Genomic DNA, 20934 nt, shown 5'->3' on the forward strand with positions numbered 1-20934 from the left:
TTGTGGCTCATCTGCTGGTGGTCGAGAGCTGGGTCGGAGCGATGAGCCGGCTGGTGCCACGGGCGATACGGGAGGGCGGGCACACGTTCACCTTCCTCACCCGCGACCTGCACCACTATCTGCGCTCCGCGCCCGAGGGGACGGCACACCCGCTGCTCGGGGCCCGCAACATCATCACCGCCGAAACCAACGACACCGAGGCCCTGCTGCCCGAAGTCGAGCGTCTGCATGCGGTGTTGGGGTTCGACGGAGTGATCACGTCCTGCGACTACTACCTGCCGACCGTGGCGCGGATCGCCGGGCGGCTCGGTCTGCCGGGTCCAGGGCCCGAAGCGGTGGGGAACGCCTGCCGTAAGGACGCCACCCGCCGTGTGCTCACCGATGCTGGAGTGCCCGGCCCGCGCTTCGTCGTACACGAGGAGTGGGCCGACATCGCGGGCGCCGCCCGGGAGATCGGTTACCCGCTGGTGGCCAAGCCCGTCGACCTGTGCGCCGGCATGTACGTACGGCGTGTGGATGACGAGGAGCAACTCGCCGATGTCTACCGGACGTTGGCGAGCGTCCCGGTCAATGCGCGCGGACAGCGGCGCGCGCCCGTGATCCTGCTCGAAGAGTTGCTGGACGGTCCCGAGGTGAGTGTCGAGACCGTCTCGTATGCAGGAACGGTCCACGTGGTCGGCGTGACCGACAAGAGCATCGGCGGGGCGCCCGCCTTCATCGAGACCGGCCATATGTTCCCCGCCGCCCTGACGCCCGCCGACGCCGAGGCCGCCGAACAGACCGCGCTGCACGCCCTGAAGGCACTCGGGCTCGTCGACGGCGTCGTGGCGCACACCGAGATCAAGCTGACCGTCGACGGGCCGCGCGTGGTCGAGGTCAACCCTCGTCCCGCCGGGAACCGCATCACCGAACTGATCCGCCACGTCACCGGCATCGACCTCGCGGCGGCCTTCGTGGAGGTCGCGCTGGGCCGCCAACCCGAGTTGCGGCGCACGGGCACCGGACTACGCAGCGCCGCCATCGGATTTCTGGTGCCGCAGGCCGCTGGCACGCTCGAAGCGCTGGACGGCGGCGAACTGCGGGACGCACCCGGCGTGCTGGAGGTGCAGCTCGCCGACCCTGGCAAGGTGGTGAAGGCGGCGGGCAGCAACAACGAGTACCTCGGGCACATCATGGCCGGTGACGCCGACGGGCCAGGGGCCCGCGACCGCGTTGAGGCCCTGCTGGCCGGGCTGCGCGCGGGGCTGGTGATCCGATGACCGCCGTCACCGGCGCGGCTGGCGCGCTGGCGTACGAGACGTGCCCGACGTACGCAGACCTCGTGGACCGCGTCCGCACCGGCGGGCTGGGCCCCGACCTGGCCACACAGCGGATCACCGTGGCCTTCACCACCCGGCAGGCCGTACGCCACGACGGGCGCGGTACCGGTTACCGCAACGAAGTACTCAGCCTGCGCCTGGCCGAGGCGGTCGTCACCGATGCGCTCGCGGCGGCCGGCCGCTGCGAGGCGCTGCTCGTCTCCGGAATGACGCTGGGCAATGGCACCTTCGAACCGCTTCGGCGGCATGCGCAGCAGCACGGCAAGCAGCTGGTGATGTTCGCGCAGACCGGCAGCGCTGTGCTGCCCCGCTTCCTCGGCCACGGCGTGAGCGCGGTATGCGCCGAGCCGTACCCCTTCTTCTGGCTCGACGGCGGTGCCGGAGTCGTCCACCGCTACAGGGGGCCGCACGGCAACTCCTGTCAGGGAGGCCGCATATGATCGCGAACGCCGCCCGACCCACCGCTCGCCCGGAGCTGCTCGCCCTGCTCGGCCGTACGCCACTGGTGCGCATCACCGCTGATCTGCCGGGGCCTCACCCCGGATTCTGGGCCAAGCTCGAAGGGCTCGCAGCCGGCGGGATGAAGGCGCGGGCTGCCGAGTCGATGCTGAGGGGCGCCCGAGCACGTGGCGAACTGCGGCCCGGGGCACCGGTGGTGGAATCCACCTCCGGCACCCTTGGCATCGGCCTGGCCTTCGCCGGGCAGGCGCTGGGCCACCCGGTCGTGCTGGTCGGCGACCGGGAACTGGAGCCGTCCATGCGGCAGTTGCTGTGTGCCCACGGTGTTCGCCTCGAACTCGTCGACCGACCGGCCCCCGAGGGCGGCTGGCAGGCCGCTCGCCTCGCTCGGCTGCGCGAGCTGCTCGCCGTGCTGCCCGACGCCTACTGGCCAGACCAGTACAACAACCCCGACAACACCGCCGGTTACGCCTCACTCGCCGCCGAACTCACGGCCCAGCTCGACCACCTCGACGTCCTGGTGTGCAGCGTCGGCACCGGCGGCCACAGCGCGGGGGTCATCGCTCCCCTGCGGCGGCACTGGCCTGCCCTGCGCCTCATCGGCGTCGACGCCACCGGTTCCACGATCTTCGGCCAGCCCGCCCGCCCCCGACTGATGCGAGGCTTGGGCAGCAGCATCCACCCGCGCAACGTCGCCTACGACGCCTTCGACGAGGTCCACTGGGTCGGCCCGGCCGAGGCCGTGGACAGCTGCCGGCGGCTTGCCCGGGGCAGCTTCGTCAGCGGTGGCTGGAGCACCGGTGCGGTCGCCCGCGTCGCCGCCTGGGCGGCCCGCGTCCACTCCGGGGCGGAGGTCGCCACCGTCTTCCCCGACGGCCCGCACCGCTATCTCGGCACCGTCTACGACGACGACTTCATCGCCGCGCACGGCCTCGCCCCGTCCGCCGCGGCCATCCGCCCCATTGAGATACCGCACCCCCGTGCGGCCGAGGCCGCCGGGTGGGTCCGCTGTACCCGCGTCACCGACCCGCTCCGGGCCTCCGTATCCCCGCATCCTCCGGAAGAGACACTGTGAAGGCCACCCAGCGCACCGTATGTCTCGACCTCGCCGAGCCGTTGCGCATCTCCCGCTCCACCATGGCCGCCCGCGACGCCGTGTGGCTGACCGTCGAACACGCCGGCTTGCGCGGCCACGGCGAGGCCGTCACCAGCGTCTACTACGGCCTCGACGCCGACACCCTCGGACGTCTCCTCGCGGCCGTCGCCATGGACCTCCTGCGCTTCCGCGACCCCGAAAGCGCGCTGGACGCCCTGCGGGCGGGCGAACTGGCGGGGGAGGACATCCCGCCGGCCGTGACCGCCGCCGTCGAGGCCGCGCTCCTCGATCTCGCCGGCAAGCGCGCCGGCAGCCCCGTCCACCGGCTCCCCGGCGCCGCCACCGCCCGGGTGGCCGCCACGGCCCGCACCATCGGCATCACCTCGCCGGTGCGCGCTGCGGCCGACGCCGTGCTGCCCCGGTTCGCGGAACTCGGAGTCGAGGCCGTCGAACAGCCCCTCGCTCCCGGCGATCCGGAGGCGCTCGCCGCACGCTCACCACTGCCGGTCATCGCTGACGAGGACGCCGTGAGCCTTCAGGACGCCCGCCGCCTGGCCGGACGCGTGGACGGTGTCAACGTCAAGCTCGCCAAGTGCGGCGGCGTCCACGCGGCCCTGCGCATCGCCGAGGCGATCGAGGGCAGCGGCACCGCGCTGATGCTCGGCTGCCTCACCGCCGGCAGCCTCGGCCTCGCACCCGCCGTCCACCTGGTCGACCGCGCCCGCTGGGCCGACCTCGACAGACACCTGCTGCTCGCCCACGACCCGTGGGCCGGGATCGGCGGCACCGACGGCTTCGTACGGGCAAGTGATCTGCCGGGGCTGGGAGTCCGGCGCAGCCCGGGGGAGGAGGCGGCGTGAAGATCTGGCACGAGATGCGCCGATTCCCCCTGGCCGTCCGCCTCCTGCTGGCCAACCAGCTGGGTGTCAACACCGGTTTCTACCTCCTCGTCCCCTACCTCGCCACCCACCTCAGCCAGAACCTGGGCATGTCGGCGGCCGTCGTAGGGATCGTCCTCGGCGTCCGCAACCTCAGCCAGCAGGGCCTGTTCCTCATTGGCGGCTCCGCCTCCGACCGGCTCGGCGCGCGCGGCGTCATCATCGTCGGCTGCGCCCTGCGCACCGTAGGGTTCGCGCTGTTCTCGCTGGGCGACGGGCTGGCCGTACTGCTCGCCGCCTCCGTGCTCAGCGGGCTCGCCGGCGCCCTGTTCAACCCCGCCGTGCGCGCCTACCTCGCACAGGAGGCGGGGGAGCGCAAGGCCGAGGCGTTCGCCCTCTTCAACGTCTTCGCCACCACCGGCGCGTTGATGGGTCCACTGCTGGGCAGCGCACTGCTGCTCGTCGACTTCCGCACGTCCGCGCTCACCGCCGCCGGGATCTTCGCCGTCCTCACCGTCGCCCAGGCCGTCGTCCTGCCCGCGCGCAAGGTGGAGCCGAGCGAGGGCGGCTTCCTCGCAGACTGGCGCGAGGTCCTCGACAACCGCGCCTTCCTGGTCTTCGCGCTCGCCATGGTCGGCATGTTCACCCTGCAAAACCAGCTCTACCTGCTGCTGCCGGAAGGAGCCCGGCGGGCCACCGGCTGGGACGGCGCGGCGGGCCTCGTCTTCCTCGTCGGCACCGTCACCAACCTCACCCTGCAACTGCGCATCACACGCGCCCTCAAAGGCCGTGGGTCCAGGGCACGTTGGATCTCCATCGGGCTCGTTCTGATGGCGCTGTCCTTCCTGCCGCCGGCACTGGTGACAGGCGGACCCGGCGCCCCGGACGGCACCGCCGACGCGGTGCTGCGCACGCTGCCTGTCCTGCTCGGCGCCCTCCTGCTCTACCTCGGCGTCATGATCGCCCAGCCCTTCGTGCTGGAGCTCATCCCCGGCTTCGGCCGCACGGAGCTGACCGGCACCTACTACGGGATCTTCTACATGGTCTCCGGCGTCGCCGCCGCGGCAGGCAACACCGCCGTCGGCTGGGCCATGGACACCGGGGAACGCGGCGCCCCCTGGCTGCCCTGGGCGTGCTGCGCCCTGTTCGGTCTCGCCTCCGCATGCGGTGTGGCCTGGCTGCACCGGCGCAACGCGCTGCCGACGACGCCGAAGCCGGCCCTGACGGTGGCGGCCTGAGGAAGGAGACGACATGACCCGCACCGCCACCGAGGACATGCACAACCTGCTCACCGACAACCCCGAGCTGTACGAGGCCCGTTTCCCCGACGCCGACCGGCTGGCCGGTCGCTGGGCGGAGGACTGCCTGCAGCGGTACGGCGCGGGCTCACGTGTGCTGGACATGGGCTGCGGCACCGGCCGTGACGCCGCCCACCTGCACGGCAGCGGCCGGACGGTGACCGGCGCCGACCTCTCCGAGGCGATGCTCACCCACGCCCGCGCCCACCACCCCGGACCCGCGTACGTCCGTGCCGACCTGCACGGGTTCGACCTGGGCCACAACGCCTTCGACGCGGTCGTCTGCCTGGACAGCTCCTTGCTGTACTGCCACACCAACGCCCAGCTCGACGGCTTTCTGGCCTCCTGCCGTCGCGCGCTGACCCCGGGCGGCCTGCTCGTCGCGGAGATGCGTAACGGCGCCTACTTCCTGGGCCGTACCGACCTGCTCGACACCCCCACCCCCCACGAGTTCGCCTGGCACGGCACCGCCTACCGGTCCACCACCACGCTCACCGTGGACCGCACCGTCCAACTGCTGCGCCGAACCCGCGTATGGACCGCGGACGACGGGTCCCCGCCCGTCGAACAGCGCTCCGCATGGCGGCTGCTCTTCCCGCTGGAACTCCGCCGTCTCCTGGCGGCGCACGGCTTCGAGGTCCTCGACCTGCACGACGGTCCGGGCCCGCGCACCGAGCCGCCCTGGCGAGAAGGCATGGCCCCGGGAGAGGCGACGGACGCCGACCGGCTGCACGTCGTCGCCCGGCTCATCGAGCCGGCACCGTGACCCATCCACACCACGAGGACACCCGCATGAACGAAGAATCCGCCCGCCGCCTCCCCGCCCCGGCCGAACAACCCTTCCCGGGCCTGCGCCGCCGCGGCTTCCTCGCCGCCACGGGCGCCGCCTCGCTCGGCGCACTCGCGCTCACCGGCTGCGGCGGGCCCGGCTCCGGCGACGGCACGGGCAAGGGCGACGGCCGGCCCCGACGGGGCGGGCGGCTGCGCGCCGCCTTCGCCGGAGGCGGCGCAAGCGAGACCCTCGACCCCCACCTGGCCAACCTCTTCGCCGATGTCGCCCGCGCCAAGGCGCTCTTCGACAAGCTCGCCGACTACGGCGCCGACCTGTCCGCGCAACCCCGCCTCGCCGAGAAGTGGCAGGCGAACAAGACCTTGGACCGCTGGCAGGTCACCCTGCGCAAGGCCACCTTCCACAACGGCAAGCCGGTCACCGCCCAGGACGTCCTGTACAGCTACCGCCGGATCGCCGACCCGAAGAAGGGGTTCCGCGCCAAGGCCTCCCTGGAACCCATCGACCTCAACGCGAGCAGCGCCACCGGCAAGCGCAGCATCGAGTTCGTCCTCAAGCGCCCCACCGCAGAATTCCCCAACATCCTGGCCGCGTTCGGCGCGTACATCGTCCCCGAGAACGCGCCCCCTTTCGACAGGAAACCGATCGGCTCCGGCCCCTTCCGCTTCGTCTCCTTCGCCCCCGGACGTTCGGCCGTCTTCCGCCGCTACGACGACTACTGGGAGGGCGCCCCGCGCCTCGACGAAATCGAATTCGTCGTCGCCAACGAAGAGTCCGCACGCGTCAACGCACTCCTCGGCGGACAGGTCGAGTACGCCCACGAACTCGACCCCACCACCGCCCGCGCACACGAAGGCAAGGGACAGATCGAGATCGTCCGGCTGCGCAACAGCGCCATGCAGGGCTTCGCGATGAAGACCGACCGGGCCCCGTTCGACGACAAGCGGGTGCGCCAGGCGTTCTTCCTCATCACCGACCGCAAAGAGCTCGTCGCCGGCGCCCTGTCCGGCGCCGGCGAGATCGGCAACGACCTGTTCGGCAAGGGCTACGAGTACTACGCCGACGACCTCCCCCAGCGCGAGCAGGACCTGGGCCGCGCCCGCGCCCTGCTGAAGCAGGCCGGCGCCGAGAAACTCAAGGTCACCCTCGACGCCTCGGCCGTCGCCGCCGGATTCACCGAGGCCGCGAGCATCTTCCGCGACCAGGCCGCCAAGGCGGGCGTCACCATCGACGTCAAGACGGGCAGCAAGGACACGTACTGGAGCGATATCCTCGACTCCGGCACCCTGTGCTGCTACCGCTCCGGAGCCATGCCCATCGAGGCCCACCTCTCCCAACGGCTGCTGACCGACTCCACCACCAACGCCACCAAGTGGCACCACAAGGACTTCGACGCCCTCTACCAGCAGGCGCAGTCCACCCCCGACACCAAGGCCCGCGCAGCCGTGTACGCGCGCATGCAGCGCCGCCTGTACACCGAAGGCGGCTTCCTGATCTGGGGCTTCGCCGACTGGATCCTGGGAACGGCACGCACGGTGAAGGGGGTTGACCGCAAGGCGCCCGCCAACACGCTCGACTGGGCCCGCTTCGACAAGGTGTGGCTCGCGTGACGGGACTGCGCTCCTTCGTCACCCGGCGAATGCTCCTCGGCGTCGTACAGACCGTGGCCGTGGTGCTGCTGGTCTTCGCGCTCACCGAGGCGCTGCCGGGCGACGCAGCCGTCGCCCTCGCCGGCGACCAGCCCGACCCCGCCCGTATCGCGGCCCTCCGCGAGGCCATGCACCTCGACCGGCCGGCGTACGAGCGACTGGCCGAGTGGGCGGCGGGCCTGCTGCACGGCGACTTCGGCGCCTCCGTGACCTCCGGACGGCCTGTCAGTCAGTACCTGGCCGACGGCTTCGGGCCCACCCTGCTGCTGGCCGCCCTCACCGTGGCACTGCTCGTCCCGGCCGGCTTCGGCCTCGGCGTACTGGCCGCCCGCCACGAAGGGCGACTCGTCGACCGGCTGATCAGTTCGCTGACGCTCGCGGTCTACGCCGTCCCGGAGTTCGCCCTCGGAGTGCTGCTGGTGACCGTCTTCGCCCTCCGCCTGGACTGGCTCCCACCCACCGCCGTCGGCTACGGCACCGACCTGCTCGGGCACCCCGCAGCGTTGCTCCTGCCCGTTCTCGTCCTGCTCTCCCGTCCCGTGTGCTCGCTGGCTCGCCTGGTCCGCGCCGGCATGGTCGATGCCCTGGCCGCGCCGTACGCGGTGCACGCCCGCCGCTACGGCGTCGGCGGCGCCCGCGTCCGCTACGCCCACGCCCTGCCCAACGCCCTCGCCCCGGCCGTCCAGCAACTCGCCCGCACCATCGACTGGCTGCTGTGCGGCGTCATCGTCGTGGAGGCCCTCTTCGTGATCCCCGGACTCGGCACCGTCCTGCTCAACGCCGTCGCCGAACGTGACGTACCGGTGGTGCAGGGCCTCGCCGTGGTGTTCGGCGTCCTGACCGTCGTGCTCAACCTCGGCGCCGACCTGGTCGCCCACCGACTCGCACCCCGGGCGGGGGTGGCCGCGTGACCCGCACGCTCGTATCCCCTGTCTGCAGGGTCGTACGGCCGCGCCGCGCGGGCCGCTACGTCCTCGGGCTCGCCGTCATCTCCGCACCCCTCGTCCTCGCCGCCCTGGGACCGGTGTTCGCGGGCGACCCGGGCGCCCGGGCCGCGTCCTTCACACTCGGCGACGGACACTGGTTCGGCACCGACTTCGTGGGCCGTGACGTCTGGCGTCAGATCCTGCTCGGCGGCCGGCCGGTGGTGCTGACCGCGCTCGCCGCGACGGCCCTGGCCTACTTCGTGGCGCTGCCCCTCGGCCTCATCGCCGCGCTCACCCACCGCCGCTGGCTGGAGGAGACACTGATGCGGCCGCTGGACGTGGTGCTGGCGGTGCCGTCCCTGCTGCTGATCCTTCTCGTGGCGTCCGTGTTCACACCGGGCGCCGCCGGGCTCGCCCTGCTCGTCGCGCTGGTCAACGTTCCGGACGCGGCGCGGATCGTGCGGGCGGCCGCCGCCGAGGCCGCGGCGCGCCCCGCGGTCGAGGCGCTGCGCATGCAGGGCGAGACGTGGTGGCGCACGGCCGTCGGCTATGTCGGCCGCTCGATACTGCGCACCCTGGCCGCCGACGCCGGCATCCGGCTCACCGGCGTGCTGTACCTCGTGGCCACTGCTGCGTTCCTCGGCGTCGGCGTCGCGCCGGACGCCGCCGACTGGGCGGTGATGGTGGACCGCAATCGCACCGGACTGTTCGTGCAGCCCTGGGCCGTGGTGGTGCCCGCCCTGCTGATCGTCGCGCTGACCATGGGCAGCAACCTGCTCTTCGACGCGGCACTCCACAAGCCCGGCCGGTGCCGGGGAGAGAGGGAACCACGGCCGTGACCGACCGGAACGATACGACTGCGCCGACGGGCGCCGGCACCGATGCCGAGCTGGCCTGCGTCGCGGAGATCCGGGACCTGCGCGTGGAGATCGACGGTCGGGTGATCGTGGACGGCGTGCAGCTGCGGGCTCTGCCCGGCAAGGTGACGGCGCTCGTCGGGGCATCCGGCAGCGGTAAGACCACCACGGGCCTCGCCCTGCTCGGCGCGTACCCGTCGGGTGCCCGGGTCACCGGCGACGTCCGCGTGGCCGCGGACGGCCCGGTCGGCTACGTGCCCCAGCATCCGGCGTCCGTCCTCAACCCCGCCCGCCGGGTCTCGGCGCTGTTGAACGACATCGCCCGCACCCAGGTGCGCGACCTGCCCCGCAACCAGCGTCGGGCGGCGGCACGCGAACGCATGCTGCGGGCTTTGTCGGACGCCCAGCTTCCGGACGCCGAGGCGCTGTTGTCGCGCTATCCGCACCAGCTGTCCGGCGGCCAGCAGCAGCGCGTCGTCCTCGCGCAGGCGCTGCTGCTCGGCGCCCGCGTCATCGTCGCCGACGAACCCACCACCGGCCAGGACGCGCTGACCAGGAGCCGCATCGTCGATCAGCTGGCAGCGCTGGCGGCACGCGGCATCGCGGTCGTGCTGCTCAGCCATGATCTCGACGTGGTGCATGCACTCGCCGACGAGGTCCTCGTCATGCGGGCGGGCCGGGTCGTGGAATCGGGCCCGGTCCAGCGGCTGTGGCGCGCACCGCGCCACGAATGGACCCGACAACTGCTCGATGCCCGGTCGTCGCCCACCGGGCACGAGCCTCTGCCGGACACCGGACAGGCCGTGCTGCACGTACGCCATCTCACCGCGCGCCACCGCGACGGCGCCATCGGTGCCACTGTGGTGCTACGAACTCCGGAACTCGCCCTGCACCCTGGTGAGTCGCTGGCTGTCGTCGGCCGCTCAGGCACGGGGAAGACCACTCTCGCCCGCTGCCTGGCTGGGCTCCATCGTGACCACGACGGCCAGGTCCACCTCGACGGCACCCCGCTGCCGCGCAGCGTACGGCATCGCAGCCGCGCAGAGTTGGCGGCCGTGCAGTACGTCTTCCAAGACGCGCGGGCCGCCTTCGACGAGCACCGTCCCGTCCTTGACCAGGTCGCCCGCACCGCGGTACGCCTGCGCGGCACCGATCATCTGTCAGCCGCTCAGGAAGCTCTGACAACACTGATCAGCCTCGGCCTCCGGCCCGAAACGACCCACCGCCTCCCCTCGGAGCTCTCCGGCGGCGAACTCCAGCGGGCGGCCCTGGCCCGTGCCCTGCTGGCCCGGCCCCGGGTCCTGATCTGCGACGAGATCACCTCCGGCCTCGACACGGTCACGCGCCGCGGCATCCTTGACGCCCTCACGGATCTGCTCCGCGACCGTTCGGACATGTCCCTCATGCTGATCACCCACGACCTGGAGACCGCACGTCTGGCCCACCGCATCGCCGTGCTGGACGCGGGCGAGCTGGTCGAACAGGGCCCGGCCCACCGGATACTGACCGAGCCGCGGCACCCGTTCACCGTCTCACTCATGGAGACGACGGCACGCCTGGAGGCGGAGACTGCCCCGCCGGGAGCCTGGTGAAGCCACCGCCGAGGTCACGCGCATCGAAAATCAGGCGGCGTCCGGCAGCGCCAGCCATTCCTGCCCGGACAGGTCCCGGCCGACGAAGCAGGGACGCTCAAAGGGCCACTCGTCAGTGATCCACCGCGGAACCAAGGTGTCCAGGGCGAAGCGGGCTGTTGGCTGGAGCCCGGAGACGACAGCGCCTGGCGGGGCGCATCCCCGCAACGCCGCACCCGGCCTCGTGGTTCTGGCACGAATACTGCGGCGAACGCCGTAACGCCCTCACGTTCACCGGCGCCGACTCATCGACCGGGGCCGGCTGTGCTCCGCACTCGCCGCGGCCCTGCTGGACGACAGGGAGTTGTCACTGGGCTGGGACGGCTGGGCGGCTTTCCCCGATCACCTGCTCGATGACGTCCCGCTCTGAGCCGAGCCACTCCAGGGCTTTGCCGCATCTCTCGGCAGGACAGGCGTACGGCGGATCGGTCGGGCGGAGGCTGCGAACCCACGAAGGGCGCAGGCGGGGAGGCATGCCTGAACGCTGCCACGGCGGCCGCCGTTCGTCGCGGCCGGCAGGTGTCTGGTGTCCGCCACCGCAGGGTGCCAGGCGGGGAACGGGTCATCGGAAAGCCGTTCCCCGTCGGCCAGGAGGCAGTCGGCCAAGGCTGCTTGAAGCAGCTGGACATGCAACCCTGTGCCGATAAAGACCAGTTCCTGGCCCTGGCTGTCTCCGGCACCGCGGGCACCAGAAGGCTCAAAACGGGCGACCGCTCCGGCCTGCGACCACAAGCCCGTGACATTCGGGCGGCTGGCCAGCCAGAAAAAGCCCTTGGAACGCAGGACGTGACCGTAAGCGCCGCTGTCCAGCCCCTCCGTGACGAAGGTCCACAGTCGGCCAGGGTGGAACGGCGCATCGGCACGGAAGACCGTGCTGGGGATGCCGTATTCCTCGGTCTCCGGGACATGGTCGCCGTTGATCTCCCGCACCCAGCCGGGGGCCTGTTGTGCCCGCTCCAGGTCGAACAGCCCGGTGCCCAGGATCTCGCGAGGGTTCACCGGCCGTGCAGTGCGGGCACGATGCGGGCGGCCGGGTTGAGGCGGGCGAGGGTGGCAGCCGTTCGGCGTTCTCGGCATCAACCAGGTCGATCTTGTTGAGGATAATGATGTCGGCGAACTCGATCTGGTCCATCAGCAGGTCGCTGACGGTGCGTTCGTCGTCCTCGTACTGGTCCAGCCCCCGCTCGGCCAGCCCTTCACCTCCGGCCAGCTCCGGCAGGAAGTTGGCCGGAGGTGACGACGGTGACCATCGTGTCGAGCCGGGCGAGGTCGCCCAGGGTCGCTCCGTCGTCGCGTGGGAAGGCGAAGGTGGCCGCGACGGGCATCGGTTCCGAGATGCCGCTGGACTCGATGAGGAGATGGCCGAAGCGGCCCTCGCGGGCCAGCCGGTCGACCTCTTCGAGAAGGCCATCGCGCAGGGTGCAGCAGATGCAGCCGTTGGTCATCTCGACCAGACGTTCCTCGGTGCGCGAGAGAGCGGCCTTGCCGCCACGTACCAGGCTCGCGTCGATGTTGACCTCGCCATGTCATTGACGATGACCGCGACGCGCAGGCCCTCCCGGTTGGTCAGGACGTGGTTGAGCAGAGTGGTCTTGCCCGCTCCGAGGAAGCCGGACAGGACCGTGACGGGCAGTCGATTGTGCGTCATGCTGCCGGCTCAGCTCTCCGGGCGCAGCAGCCCGCGTTCGTACGCCTTGGCCAGCCGCTGCGGGACGAGGTGGGGGGTGCCGTCGACGGTGACGGGCACGAGCTGCGGGGTGGTCGCCTTCCACTGGGCGCGGCGGTGACGGGTGTTGCTGCGGGACATCTTCCGCTTGGGTACGGCCATGGCCGACCTCCTGCACGACTAGGTGACGGGCAACAGCCTAATTGAAAATGGCTACCATTTCCAAATTGGCGTTGGGTGGCTGCCGGGCTGCACAAGCGCCTCGGCTCCCTGCCCTGCCACCGTCCGTTCCTCCGCTCGTCCGGGGATGAGCCGAGGCTGCCCGGTTTGCCGAACGCGCCGAGACGGCCGCCCCCCCGCCCGGGGCCCCGATTGGCAGCGGCGCCATCGAACCCGCGACCTCTTCTTCCCGAATGAGGTTGGCGGAACGTGCTGGCCTGTTGTTTCGCGAGGGCCGCGTACGGGATCTCCGACGAGCTCGGCAGGCGTACCCGCACGACAGCCTGATATCCCTGCGCGCTTCCGCCTGACGGAAACACCGGCGACCGGACGCGGCCCAGGGTGTCAACGTTCCGGGCGCCCGGAACGTTCGCGGCGGCAAGGAGTACCCCTTCGCGTGGTTCGCATCCTGGCCGAGGCGCCGATGAGCGCGCCCGATCTGGTCTACGCCCACTCCGAGCACGGCTTCGCCTTGATCAGCCAGCGCACTGAGACCGTACAGCGGATGTACTTCCAGTGCGGCTCCGCGGAGTCCGTCGACGCCTGGCCGGACGACCGCATCTGGGACACGCTCCAGGCCCGGGTGGCAGGCCGGGACGGCTTCCGCCCGGAGGAGGGGCCGGTCCTGGAGAAGACGGTGCTGCGGTTCCGCTCGTTCGTGCAGGAGCCGATGCGCTGGGGCTCGATGGCCCTGGCGGGCGACGCCGCGTACACGGCGCCGCCGGCCGGTGCCCGCGGGCTCAATCTCGCGCTGCACGACGTGAAGGTGCTCGCCGGCACTTTGCTGCGGGCGCTCAGCGGCGGGGGCAAGGCCGCGCTGGACGACTACCAGCCGCGTGCCCTGGAGCGAGTCCGGCGTGCGCAGAATTTCTCGTACCGGATGACCCAGCTGCTGCACACCGCTCCCGGCGGCACGCCGTTCGACCTGCGGCGTCAACTCGGGGAGCTCGACAGCGTGGTGGGCACGCGCGCCGGGCGGCACCTATCTCGCCGAGCAGTACACCGGCTGGCCAGCCGGCTCCCTGGCCTGACCCCGACAACGATCAGGAGCGACCACGTGATCACCAACTGTCACGGTCACTTCACCACCGCGCCGCCCCAGCTGACGCAGTGGCGGGAGCAGCAGGTGGCTGCGATCGGCGCACCCGAGGACGCGCCCGACCCGGACGACCTGGTCATCACCGACGATGACCTGCGTCAGGCGATCGAGAGCAACCAGCTGCGGCTCATGGATGAACGCGGCAGCGACCTGACGATCTTCTCCCCGCAACTCATATACGAGAACGAGTCGTCCCGTGCGCGTGTGGGTCATATCTTCGTGACCTGGGAGTTCAAGTCCTGTCCGGTCGCACTTGTATGACTGGTCGTGGTGATCTGCCGGAGGCTGAGTGGCGTGTCCTGGAGCCACCTCTGCCGGTGGACAACGGACGGCATGGCCGGTGGCATGACCACCGGCAGGTGACCGACGGCATGCTGCCCCGAGGTCGGACCGGAGCGCAGTGGCGCGATCTTCCAGAACGCTACGGCCCGTGGAAGATCGTCTCGGAGCGGCATCGCCGCTGGTCGGCGGATGGAGCCTGGGAACTGCTCCGGCAGGTGCAGTCCCTGGCCGACGCTGCCGGGCGGATCGATGGGGACGTGTCGGTCGACTCCACCTCGGTCCGTGCCCACCGGCGACACGCTACGACAAGCGTGGCTACGTCTTCCTCGGCGCCCTCACCACCGCCATGCTCCTCGTCTGGCTCCGCAGATGACCGACCGGACAAGCCCTGGGAGCTGTCCGATGGGCGAGTGATCGGCTCCCGGCATGGGTGGGCTCGCCTGCTCCACATGAAGCGCCGTGCGAAGCGATTCGCCCATACCGTCACGGCCTCGTTCCGATCCTCCTCTGATCGGTGAGCGGGCACTCTGTACGAACTCCTGCGGCGGAACTGCTCTGACACTCCGACACCCGTCACTACGGACAGGGGAGATTTCGATGCTCACGAGGATCCGCGTCGGCATGGCCGCGCTGATGGCGACTGGGGCACTGCCGGCACCGGTCGCTGCCGGCACTACGGCCCATGCAGCCGGGGCGGGGTGCGCGCACCGCACCACTGGCACATGCAAGGCCGGCAGCCGTCACCCGGCCGGGGCCGCCGCGCAGTGCAAGGACGGCTCCTACTCCTACAGTGCCCACTTCCGCGGGACCTGCTCCCACCATGGCGGAGTGCGCTACTGGTACAAGTAGGCATCACCTCGCGACGCTGCACGGTTACGCAGTGACCTTCGACGCGTGTCCGGAGATTGGCCACGATCGATCCCGTAGGCGCCCTATGGGCCGCACCACCCGCACACGGACCGCAACGGCGGCAGATGTCCCCTCGTTGGGGCACCGGCCGCCGCACACGAGCCCGACAAGAACGGGCTAATACCGCAACGTCCCCGCGATCCCGCCCACCTCGGCGAGCACGCCGTCGGGAACGAACCGCACTTCCGCGCCGGTGTCCAGTGACCGCTCCACGATCGTGTCCACGATGTCGTCGACGGAGTCCGGGTCACCGGGCTCGGCCGGCATGAGGTGACCGCCGGTGTCCCGCACGGTCTCCCGGTAGTTCTCCTCCACCGCCAGCAGCGCGACCTGGCCCACCTCGGCGCTCTGCCGGATCTCGTCCACGCCGGCTGCGAACGTCCGGCGGCCGCGCGCCCGGTCCAGTTCGGCCAGCACATCGGCGACTTCGGCATCCGCGCGCTTTTCGGCGTACGGGCGGATCGCCTGCCAGAGGGCGTCCGGCGGACCACCCGCCAGCCCCGTCTGCGGCACCTGCGTCACCGCGATCTTGGTGCCGGTGCCGCCCCGCACGACCGTCCCGACCTCTTCGAACAGCGAGAGCGCTGCCGTCTCGCCGACCACGTACAGGGGCCGGGGGGCGGCCCTGACGACGGCTGCGAGCGCAGTGTCCGCGTCCCGCAGGAACTTGCGGGTGTGCTCATCACGGAAGGTGCTGGGCACATCGCCCACCTGCAGCTGATCCTCGGGATCGGGGTCCACCAGGCTGCGGGTCAGCGGGAATCCGCCGCGGTGCACCTCGGCGACGCGGTCGGCCGCACCGCTCCACAGGCTGACGCGGTCGGCGGAGAGCGCCAGCACCCAGAAGGGGCGCTCGGTGGCCTGCGCGGCGACGAGGTTGCGGGTGAGGAAGGTGTCCGAGAGCACCACCCGGGCCGGGACCGTACGGCCCAGCGACCACACCTGGTGTTCCCCCGGCGCCGCGAAGACGACCAGGCCCTCCTCGGCGTGCGTCAGGTCGATCTCCGACGCCGCCCGGTCCAGCTGTTCGATGACATCGATCCGTCGCTGCCTGGAGACGTCGGGATCGCCCTGGAGTCGCTCCTTGGCCTTCGCCAGCATGTTCCGCAGCAGAACCGGGTCCTGTGTGCTGTCCGGCTCACGACGGTGCGTGGGCATCAGGACCGACACAGCCGGATAGGGCCGCTGCCGACGGAGCTCGGCGAGGTCGGCGGAAGTGAGCGCAGTATGCATCGGAAGCCTTCTTTCGGCGCGGGGATTCACGAAGCCGAAGCGGAACCACGGAGGGGCGAAATAGCCGCGAAAGAGATGGGAAGGGGGCGTCCAACGGGATCCGCCCTGGGCGCACCGCCCGACCACACTACGAACGATATGCCCGATTCTTCAGTCGGGCAGCAGGTGCGCAGACCTCAGCATTGTGCCCCGCGGCCGCGGGCTTGCGGCTCGACGACGGTCCCCGGCTCCGGAAGCGACCTCGCACCATGCGTGGTGTCATCGGAGAGAAGACGCCCCGCGCATCGCACGGACACCATGCGACGAACACCCCGAGAACACTCCCCAAAACGCTCCGTAGCATCCCGACAACACCGAACCCTGCGGCGGTGGGCGGAATCACGGTTGGCAATCTGCGAGCCCGGGACATCCGCTCGTCGCGTGGGAGGGTGCACGGAGGTTGTCGCCGCGGTAGCTGCGGCCCCTCGGTGCCTTGCCGTGCGGAGCCGGGCAGTGTCCGGTGAGGACCGTCCGGCGTGACTCAGGGCCACGTGAAGACGCACGGGGCTCCGGAACGCGTGCCGCCCGGGTCGGCGGTCACGACGTCGAGCGTGGGGGTGACGGCCCGGGGCAGGGGAAGATGGCCCCCGACGTCGACCTGAAGGAGAACCAGACGTCGCCCTTGTCCCAGTAGCAACGCATCCATGTCGTCACCGGGCCATGATGCCGGTCAGGATGCGGCGCCCTGCTCCGACTTTTCTCCTGGATGGGCGATGAAGCCTGCGGATCGGTCGAGCCGGAAAGGAGAACCGGCCCGGGTGGGATGCCAACCTTGATCCCGGGCTTCTTGAATGCCGGCACGAACGTGGGCCGGGCGAATGGGACCCGCCTCGACGCCCGCCCAGTTACCGGTATGAGCCTGGCCGCTGGTGTTCCTGGGTGCGGCGGCCGCGCTGTCTCGGCCCGTGTCCTGCCTGCCTGTGTCTCATTGAGGGGGCCGGCGGGGCGATGGACCGGGAATGGCCCGGATCTTGGTCCGAGGTCCGAAGCGGCGGATGTCCGGCTTCGACGTGGCAGGTGAGTCCTGGGTGGCGGAGGAGACCTCTTGGGTTGGCGCCGGAAGGCCGCGGAACGGCGGGCCAACTCGCTGCCAGCATCCCTACGGTGCTGGTCATGGCTCCACGGACACGCAATCCGGACTCGGAGTGGCTGGCTCTTTCCGCCCCGGACCCGGTGGGAATTCATCGGGCGTGGGTGCAGGACCAGCTCGCCCGGATTCCTTCAGGACGGCTGTGGCTGGCCGTTGAAGCCGACCTCGTGCGATCTGCCGACGCGATGTAGCGCATGTGCATGGTGGCGCGTCCCCTGCAACGCCGAGGACGCCCGTACCCAAGGCCGGTGGTGGCCGGGGTGCGGGCGGGACAACCGTCTCACTGACCTGAGCATGGGCCAGCCGTAGGTCCGCTCGGCCGCCCATCGCTTCGGGATGGGGGTGAAGCCCCTGGTCCCGGAACTTCGGGGCCCTCTCTACCAGCGATCCGGCTCGCCGTGGCTCCGGGCTCCAAGACTCTCGGCGGCAGGGATGTGGCTGCCCGCTCGGCCTGTCATGGTTGTTACGGAGCGGCTTCGTGCTCCGGTACAGGCGATCAGCGCGGCCTGGGTGGGACATCCACCGTCATTGCCGCACGATGCCCGCGCCCCTGGCAGCTTGGTTCGTATGCTGTGGTGCCTGCCGCTGCGGTGCCGGAGGGGCGGGCACCACAGGGTCCGTCAGGTCGGCAGGAGTGCCGTGGTGCATGAGTCACATACGAGCACAGCACCCGTCGCGGCGTGTTCGAACCGGTGCTGCCGGATGGGGCGGCTCCTCGGATGCGGGGGCGGGGTGCGGCGGCTCTCTGCCAGGCGGTGCTTGCCGAGGGCGGCAACCTGCTGGACGAGCAGAGCGTGCTGGAGTCAACGGATCACGAGACATCAGCCGTCATCGTGTTCGGGGCCGCGTGCACTGTCCCCGCGTACCGCCGGGCGAAGCCCGTGCCTCCGTCCGCCGTGACGGTCATGTCGTACCGCCCGCTGTCCGTGGGCCGGTTCAGGACCGCCTTCTCGCGCGGGCCGAGCAGTTGCGTGTGTTCCGTGCCGCCGAAGTCGTTCGGGGCGACGGTGAAGCACACCTCCGAACCGCCGTCGTTGGCCAGCAGCAACTCGACCGAGGCGTTTTCCGGCTTGCCGCCCCGCAGGACCCCTGTCACCCGAGGAGCGGCAGCGTCGTTCTGATCAACTCCGGTCACCGTTCCGGCGAATCGGCAGACGAAGCCGTCGGCGCCGTGAACGGTGAAGTCGTAGCGCCCGTCCGTGCGTACGGCATCCCACACGTAGGTGGCAGTGCTGCGCGGCGCGACAGTGAACGGCGTACCGGCGAACGGCCGCGCGATGTTCGGGAACACCGTGAAGTGGAAGGAGACCGTTCCTTCGTTGGCGAGTGTGCAGGTGACCTTGCCGGTGGCGCGGTCCACGGCGACGTCGGCCCATGGGCGGTACGGCAGCGCCCGGTGAGGACGCGCACCGCACGGTTCCTGTGTCGGCATGACCTGTGTGCCCGGCGCCGGGAGCTCCACCGGTGGCAGTTCCATCGCCGTGTCGGCCTGCTCCACCAGCGCGCGGGTGTCTGGCAGTGCGGGGATCGAGAAGTCGGGCCGGGCGAAGTCGAAGCAACTGGTGAGGTCGCCGCATACGGCGCGACGCCACTCCGAGATGTTGGGTTCCCGCACGCCGGTGACGACTTCCAGGAAGCGCAGGACGGAGGTGTGGTCGAAGACCTGGGAGTTGACCCAGCCGCCGCGCGACCACGGTGATATCACCCACAGGGGGACGCGGTTGCCCAGACCGATCGGCTGCCCGTCCACGAACTCCTCGGGGGTCGCGTGGGGCGGGAACGGCGGCACCATGTGGTCGAAGTAGCCGTCGTTCTCGTCGTACATGACGAGGAAGGCGGTGTGCCGCCACACGTCCGGGTTGGCGAAGACCGACTGAAGGGCGGTGTTGACCCAGTGGGCGCCGTAAGCGGGGCTGGCGGTCGGGTGTTCGCAGAACAGATACGGAGAGACCAGCCAGGACACCGTCGGCAGCGTGCCGTCCTTGCAGTGGGCGTCGAACGCCGACAGGTCCCACTTCGTCATCGCATTGATGTGGCGCGGGTCGTCCTTGTCGAAGGTGTGGAACCGGGCGAAGTACTCCAGGGCGTTGTCCTCGTAGTTGCCGTGGCGCTCGTCCAGTCCGGGAGTGTGGTAGACGCGCCAGGTGACGTTGGCGGCCGACAAGCGTTCTGCGTAGGTGGTCCAGTCGCAGACTGGGTTGTCGGGAAGCGGGGTGTTGTCGATCCACGGGCCGGTCGTGCCGTCCCGGCCCGGGCCGACGGTGCCGGTCCACAGGTAGAGGCGGTTGGGGCTGGTGGGTCCGGCCAGTGAGCAGAAGTAGGCGTCGCAGAGTGTGAACGCGTCGGCCAGCGCGTACTGGTAGGGAATGTCCTCACGGGTGAGGTAGCCCATGCTTTGCTCACCCTTGGCCGATGTCCAGCGGTTCATCGCGCCGTTGTTGATGGCATCGTGACCGGATTCCCAGTCGTGCGGCAGACCGTCGGCGTTCTGCGCGTTGAACTTCGTGGAGTCCATCCGGTAGGGCAGCAGGAAGCCGCCGTCGGTCCGGGAGGGGGCGGGCTGACGGAAGACGCTGTCGCCGCTCGGGAACGTCAGAGCCTGACGGTCATCGAACCCGCGCACGCCGTTCAGCGTGCCGAAGTAGTGGTCGAAACTGCGGTTCTCCTGCATGAGGATCACGACGTGGCGGATGTCGTCCATGGCGTCAGTTCCTTTCCGCGGACGTGAACAGGGAGACGAGCAAGGTCACATCGGCCCGCTCCAGGGAGTCGAGGACTGTCCGCCGTGCTGCGGACGGGATCGGTACGGTGGAGGGCACGGCCAGCACCACGCACCCGGCGGCCTCGGCCGCGGCGACACCCGTGGGCGTGTCTTCGACGACTACGCAGGCGCGCGGATCGACGCCGAGGGCGGCGGCCGCGGCGAGGTACGGATCAGGCGCCGGCTTGGTGCGGACCGTGTCCTCGACGGCGAGTGTCAATGCGAACCGCTCCTCGCCCAGGGCCTTGCGCACCAGGTCGACGACGTGGCGCGGCGACGCGGAGACGATCGCCGTGGGGACTTCGGCCGCGGCCAGTTCGTCCAGCAGGTGCAGCGCACCCGGTCGCGGGACGACCTCGCAGGCGACTCGGGCGGCGAACGCCGCGTCCAGTTCGATGGCGAGCACGTCAGGGGCGGGGACCGCCGGGCCGCCGGTGCGGTGCAGGTGATCTGCGGTGTGTGCGGCCGGTCGGCCCAGCACATGATGCGTGTCGGCGTCGGTCAGCTGCCGCCCGATCCGGTCTGCCACCTGTTCCACGGCCGCCCACCACAGCCTTTCGGTGTCGACGAGTGTGCCGTCCATGTCGAACAGCACGGCAGCGGGAAGGCCGGGTGTGGCCCTGTGATGGTTCATGAGGAGTTTCTCCGGTGCGTGGCGAACGGGCGGAAGCGGAGGCTCCCTGCGCCGAAGGCCGGACAGGTCGGTGGGTTCGGTCTGAAGCGACGGCTTCGT

16 protein-coding genes and 3 pseudogenes are annotated in these 20934 nt (G+C 70.7%); 13 read left to right on the forward strand and 6 right to left on the reverse strand.

Annotated features, from left to right (window positions below; all coding sequences use genetic code 11):
• Positions 1 to 2 precede the first annotated feature (2 nt).
• The 10 genes from OG422_RS29430 to OG422_RS29475 are packed head-to-tail and all read left to right on the forward strand — an operon-like array spanning position 3 to position 10864.
• Positions 3 to 1259 carry an ATP-grasp domain-containing protein gene (locus tag OG422_RS29430; protein ID WP_405747266.1) on the forward strand — a complete coding sequence of 419 codons (1257 nt, stop codon included), beginning with the start codon at positions 3 to 5 and terminating at the stop codon, positions 1257 to 1259.
• Positions 1256 to 1759, forward strand: a complete 504-nt coding sequence (locus OG422_RS29435; protein ID WP_405747268.1) for a hypothetical protein — start codon at positions 1256 to 1258, stop codon at positions 1757 to 1759. Before OG422_RS29430 ends, OG422_RS29435 begins: the two co-directional genes overlap by 4 nt.
• The gene (locus OG422_RS29440) at positions 1756 to 2853 is read left to right on the forward strand and encodes a PLP-dependent cysteine synthase family protein (protein ID WP_405747270.1); all 1098 of its coding nucleotides are present in this window, start codon (positions 1756 to 1758) and stop codon (positions 2851 to 2853) included. The genes OG422_RS29435 and OG422_RS29440 overlap by 4 nt, the downstream gene beginning before the upstream one ends.
• Entirely contained in the window at positions 2850 to 3734 is an 885-nt protein-coding gene (locus OG422_RS29445; protein WP_405747272.1) for an enolase C-terminal domain-like protein, read from the forward strand. The genes OG422_RS29440 and OG422_RS29445 overlap by 4 nt, the downstream gene beginning before the upstream one ends.
• Complete coding sequence (locus OG422_RS29450; RefSeq protein ID WP_405747274.1) at positions 3731 to 4990, forward strand: MFS transporter; 1260 nt, start codon at positions 3731 to 3733, stop codon at positions 4988 to 4990. Before OG422_RS29445 ends, OG422_RS29450 begins: the two co-directional genes overlap by 4 nt.
• Positions 4991 to 5003: 13 nt before the next feature.
• Entirely contained in the window at positions 5004 to 5816 is an 813-nt protein-coding gene (locus OG422_RS29455; RefSeq protein WP_405747276.1) for a class I SAM-dependent methyltransferase, read from the forward strand.
• A gap of 26 nt (positions 5817 to 5842) precedes the next feature.
• On the forward strand, positions 5843 to 7450 hold the full coding sequence (locus OG422_RS29460) for an ABC transporter substrate-binding protein (protein ID WP_405747277.1): 1608 nt from the start codon (positions 5843 to 5845) through the stop codon (positions 7448 to 7450).
• The gene (locus OG422_RS29465) at positions 7447 to 8400 is read left to right on the forward strand and encodes an ABC transporter permease (protein WP_143940754.1); all 954 of its coding nucleotides are present in this window, start codon (positions 7447 to 7449) and stop codon (positions 8398 to 8400) included. The genes OG422_RS29460 and OG422_RS29465 overlap by 4 nt, the downstream gene beginning before the upstream one ends.
• Positions 8397 to 9254, forward strand: coding sequence for an ABC transporter permease (locus OG422_RS29470; RefSeq protein ID WP_405747278.1), 858 nt, complete (start codon positions 8397 to 8399; stop codon positions 9252 to 9254). Before OG422_RS29465 ends, OG422_RS29470 begins: the two co-directional genes overlap by 4 nt.
• Positions 9255 to 9304: 50 nt before the next feature.
• The gene (locus OG422_RS29475) at positions 9305 to 10864 is read left to right on the forward strand and encodes an ABC transporter ATP-binding protein (protein ID WP_143940760.1); all 1560 of its coding nucleotides are present in this window, start codon (positions 9305 to 9307) and stop codon (positions 10862 to 10864) included.
• A gap of 585 nt (positions 10865 to 11449) precedes the next feature.
• Here OG422_RS29475 and OG422_RS29480 read toward each other — a convergent pair.
• A pseudogene (locus OG422_RS29480) lies at positions 11450 to 12551 on the reverse strand (GTP-binding protein); the annotation flags it as partial.
• A gap of 9 nt (positions 12552 to 12560) precedes the next feature.
• Positions 12561 to 12731: a 50S ribosomal protein L32 gene (rpmF, locus tag OG422_RS29485; protein ID WP_143940751.1), complete on the reverse strand. Its 171-nt coding sequence runs from the start codon at positions 12729 to 12731 to the stop codon at positions 12561 to 12563.
• A 454-nt stretch (positions 12732 to 13185) separates the two neighbouring features.
• Here rpmF and OG422_RS29490 point away from each other — a divergent pair, with 454 nt between their 5' ends.
• The 3 genes and pseudogenes from OG422_RS29490 (at position 13186) to OG422_RS29500 (ending at position 15018) form a co-directional block, all read left to right on the forward strand.
• Entirely contained in the window at positions 13186 to 14148 is a 963-nt protein-coding gene (locus OG422_RS29490) for an FAD-dependent monooxygenase (RefSeq protein WP_405747280.1), read from the forward strand.
• Positions 14145 to 14526: pseudogene (locus tag OG422_RS29495) on the forward strand (transposase); the annotation flags it as partial. The gene OG422_RS29490 and the pseudogene OG422_RS29495, both read left to right, overlap by 4 nt.
• Before the next feature lie 276 nt (positions 14527 to 14802).
• Entirely contained in the window at positions 14803 to 15018 is a 216-nt protein-coding gene (locus OG422_RS29500) for a DUF3761 domain-containing protein (protein WP_405748049.1), read from the forward strand.
• A 177-nt stretch (positions 15019 to 15195) separates the two neighbouring features.
• On the opposite strand, the gene OG422_RS29505 is transcribed toward OG422_RS29500, so the two are convergent.
• The 4 genes and pseudogenes from OG422_RS29505 to OG422_RS29520 form a co-directional block, all read right to left on the reverse strand.
• Positions 15196 to 16311 carry a chemotaxis protein gene (locus OG422_RS29505; protein ID WP_405747281.1) on the reverse strand — a complete coding sequence of 372 codons (1116 nt, stop codon included), beginning with the start codon at positions 16309 to 16311 and terminating at the stop codon, positions 15196 to 15198.
• A gap of 1389 nt (positions 16312 to 17700) precedes the next feature.
• A pseudogene (locus tag OG422_RS29510) lies at positions 17701 to 17808 on the reverse strand (IS5/IS1182 family transposase); the annotation flags it as partial.
• Positions 17809 to 18251: 443 nt separating this feature from the next.
• A complete protein-coding gene (locus OG422_RS29515; protein ID WP_405747283.1) occupies positions 18252 to 20141 on the reverse strand; it encodes a phosphocholine-specific phospholipase C in 1890 nt (629 codons plus the stop codon).
• A gap of 4 nt (positions 20142 to 20145) precedes the next feature.
• Positions 20146 to 20835, reverse strand: a complete 690-nt coding sequence (locus OG422_RS29520; protein WP_405747285.1) for an HAD family hydrolase — start codon at positions 20833 to 20835, stop codon at positions 20146 to 20148.
• Positions 20836 to 20934: the final 99 nt, after the last annotated feature.

It is taken from the genome of Streptomyces sp. NBC_01525, assembly GCF_045040405.1.
Lineage (GTDB): Bacteria > Actinomycetota > Actinomycetes > Streptomycetales > Streptomycetaceae > Streptomyces > Streptomyces benahoarensis.

Excerpts from the sequence above, each read along its gene's own strand:
- rpmF (WP_143940751.1), bottom strand. The coding sequence starts at position 12,731 with ATGGCCGTACCCAAGCGGAAGATGTCCCGCAGCAACACCCGTCACCGC.
- OG422_RS29505 (WP_405747281.1), bottom strand. The coding sequence starts at position 16,311 with ATGCATACTGCGCTCACTTCCGCCGACCTCGCCGAGCTCCGTCGGCAG.
- OG422_RS29455 (WP_405747276.1), top strand. The coding sequence starts at position 5,004 with ATGACCCGCACCGCCACCGAGGACATGCACAACCTGCTCACCGACAAC.
- OG422_RS29460 (WP_405747277.1), top strand. The coding sequence starts at position 5,843 with ATGAACGAAGAATCCGCCCGCCGCCTCCCCGCCCCGGCCGAACAACCC.
- OG422_RS29500 (WP_405748049.1), top strand. The coding sequence starts at position 14,803 with ATGGCGACTGGGGCACTGCCGGCACCGGTCGCTGCCGGCACTACGGCC.
- OG422_RS29515 (WP_405747283.1), bottom strand. The coding sequence starts at position 20,141 with ATGGACGACATCCGCCACGTCGTGATCCTCATGCAGGAGAACCGCAGT.
- OG422_RS29435 (WP_405747268.1), top strand. The coding sequence starts at position 1,256 with ATGACCGCCGTCACCGGCGCGGCTGGCGCGCTGGCGTACGAGACGTGC.
- OG422_RS29520 (WP_405747285.1), bottom strand. The coding sequence starts at position 20,835 with ATGAACCATCACAGGGCCACACCCGGCCTTCCCGCTGCCGTGCTGTTC.
- OG422_RS29440 (WP_405747270.1), top strand. The coding sequence starts at position 1,756 with ATGATCGCGAACGCCGCCCGACCCACCGCTCGCCCGGAGCTGCTCGCC.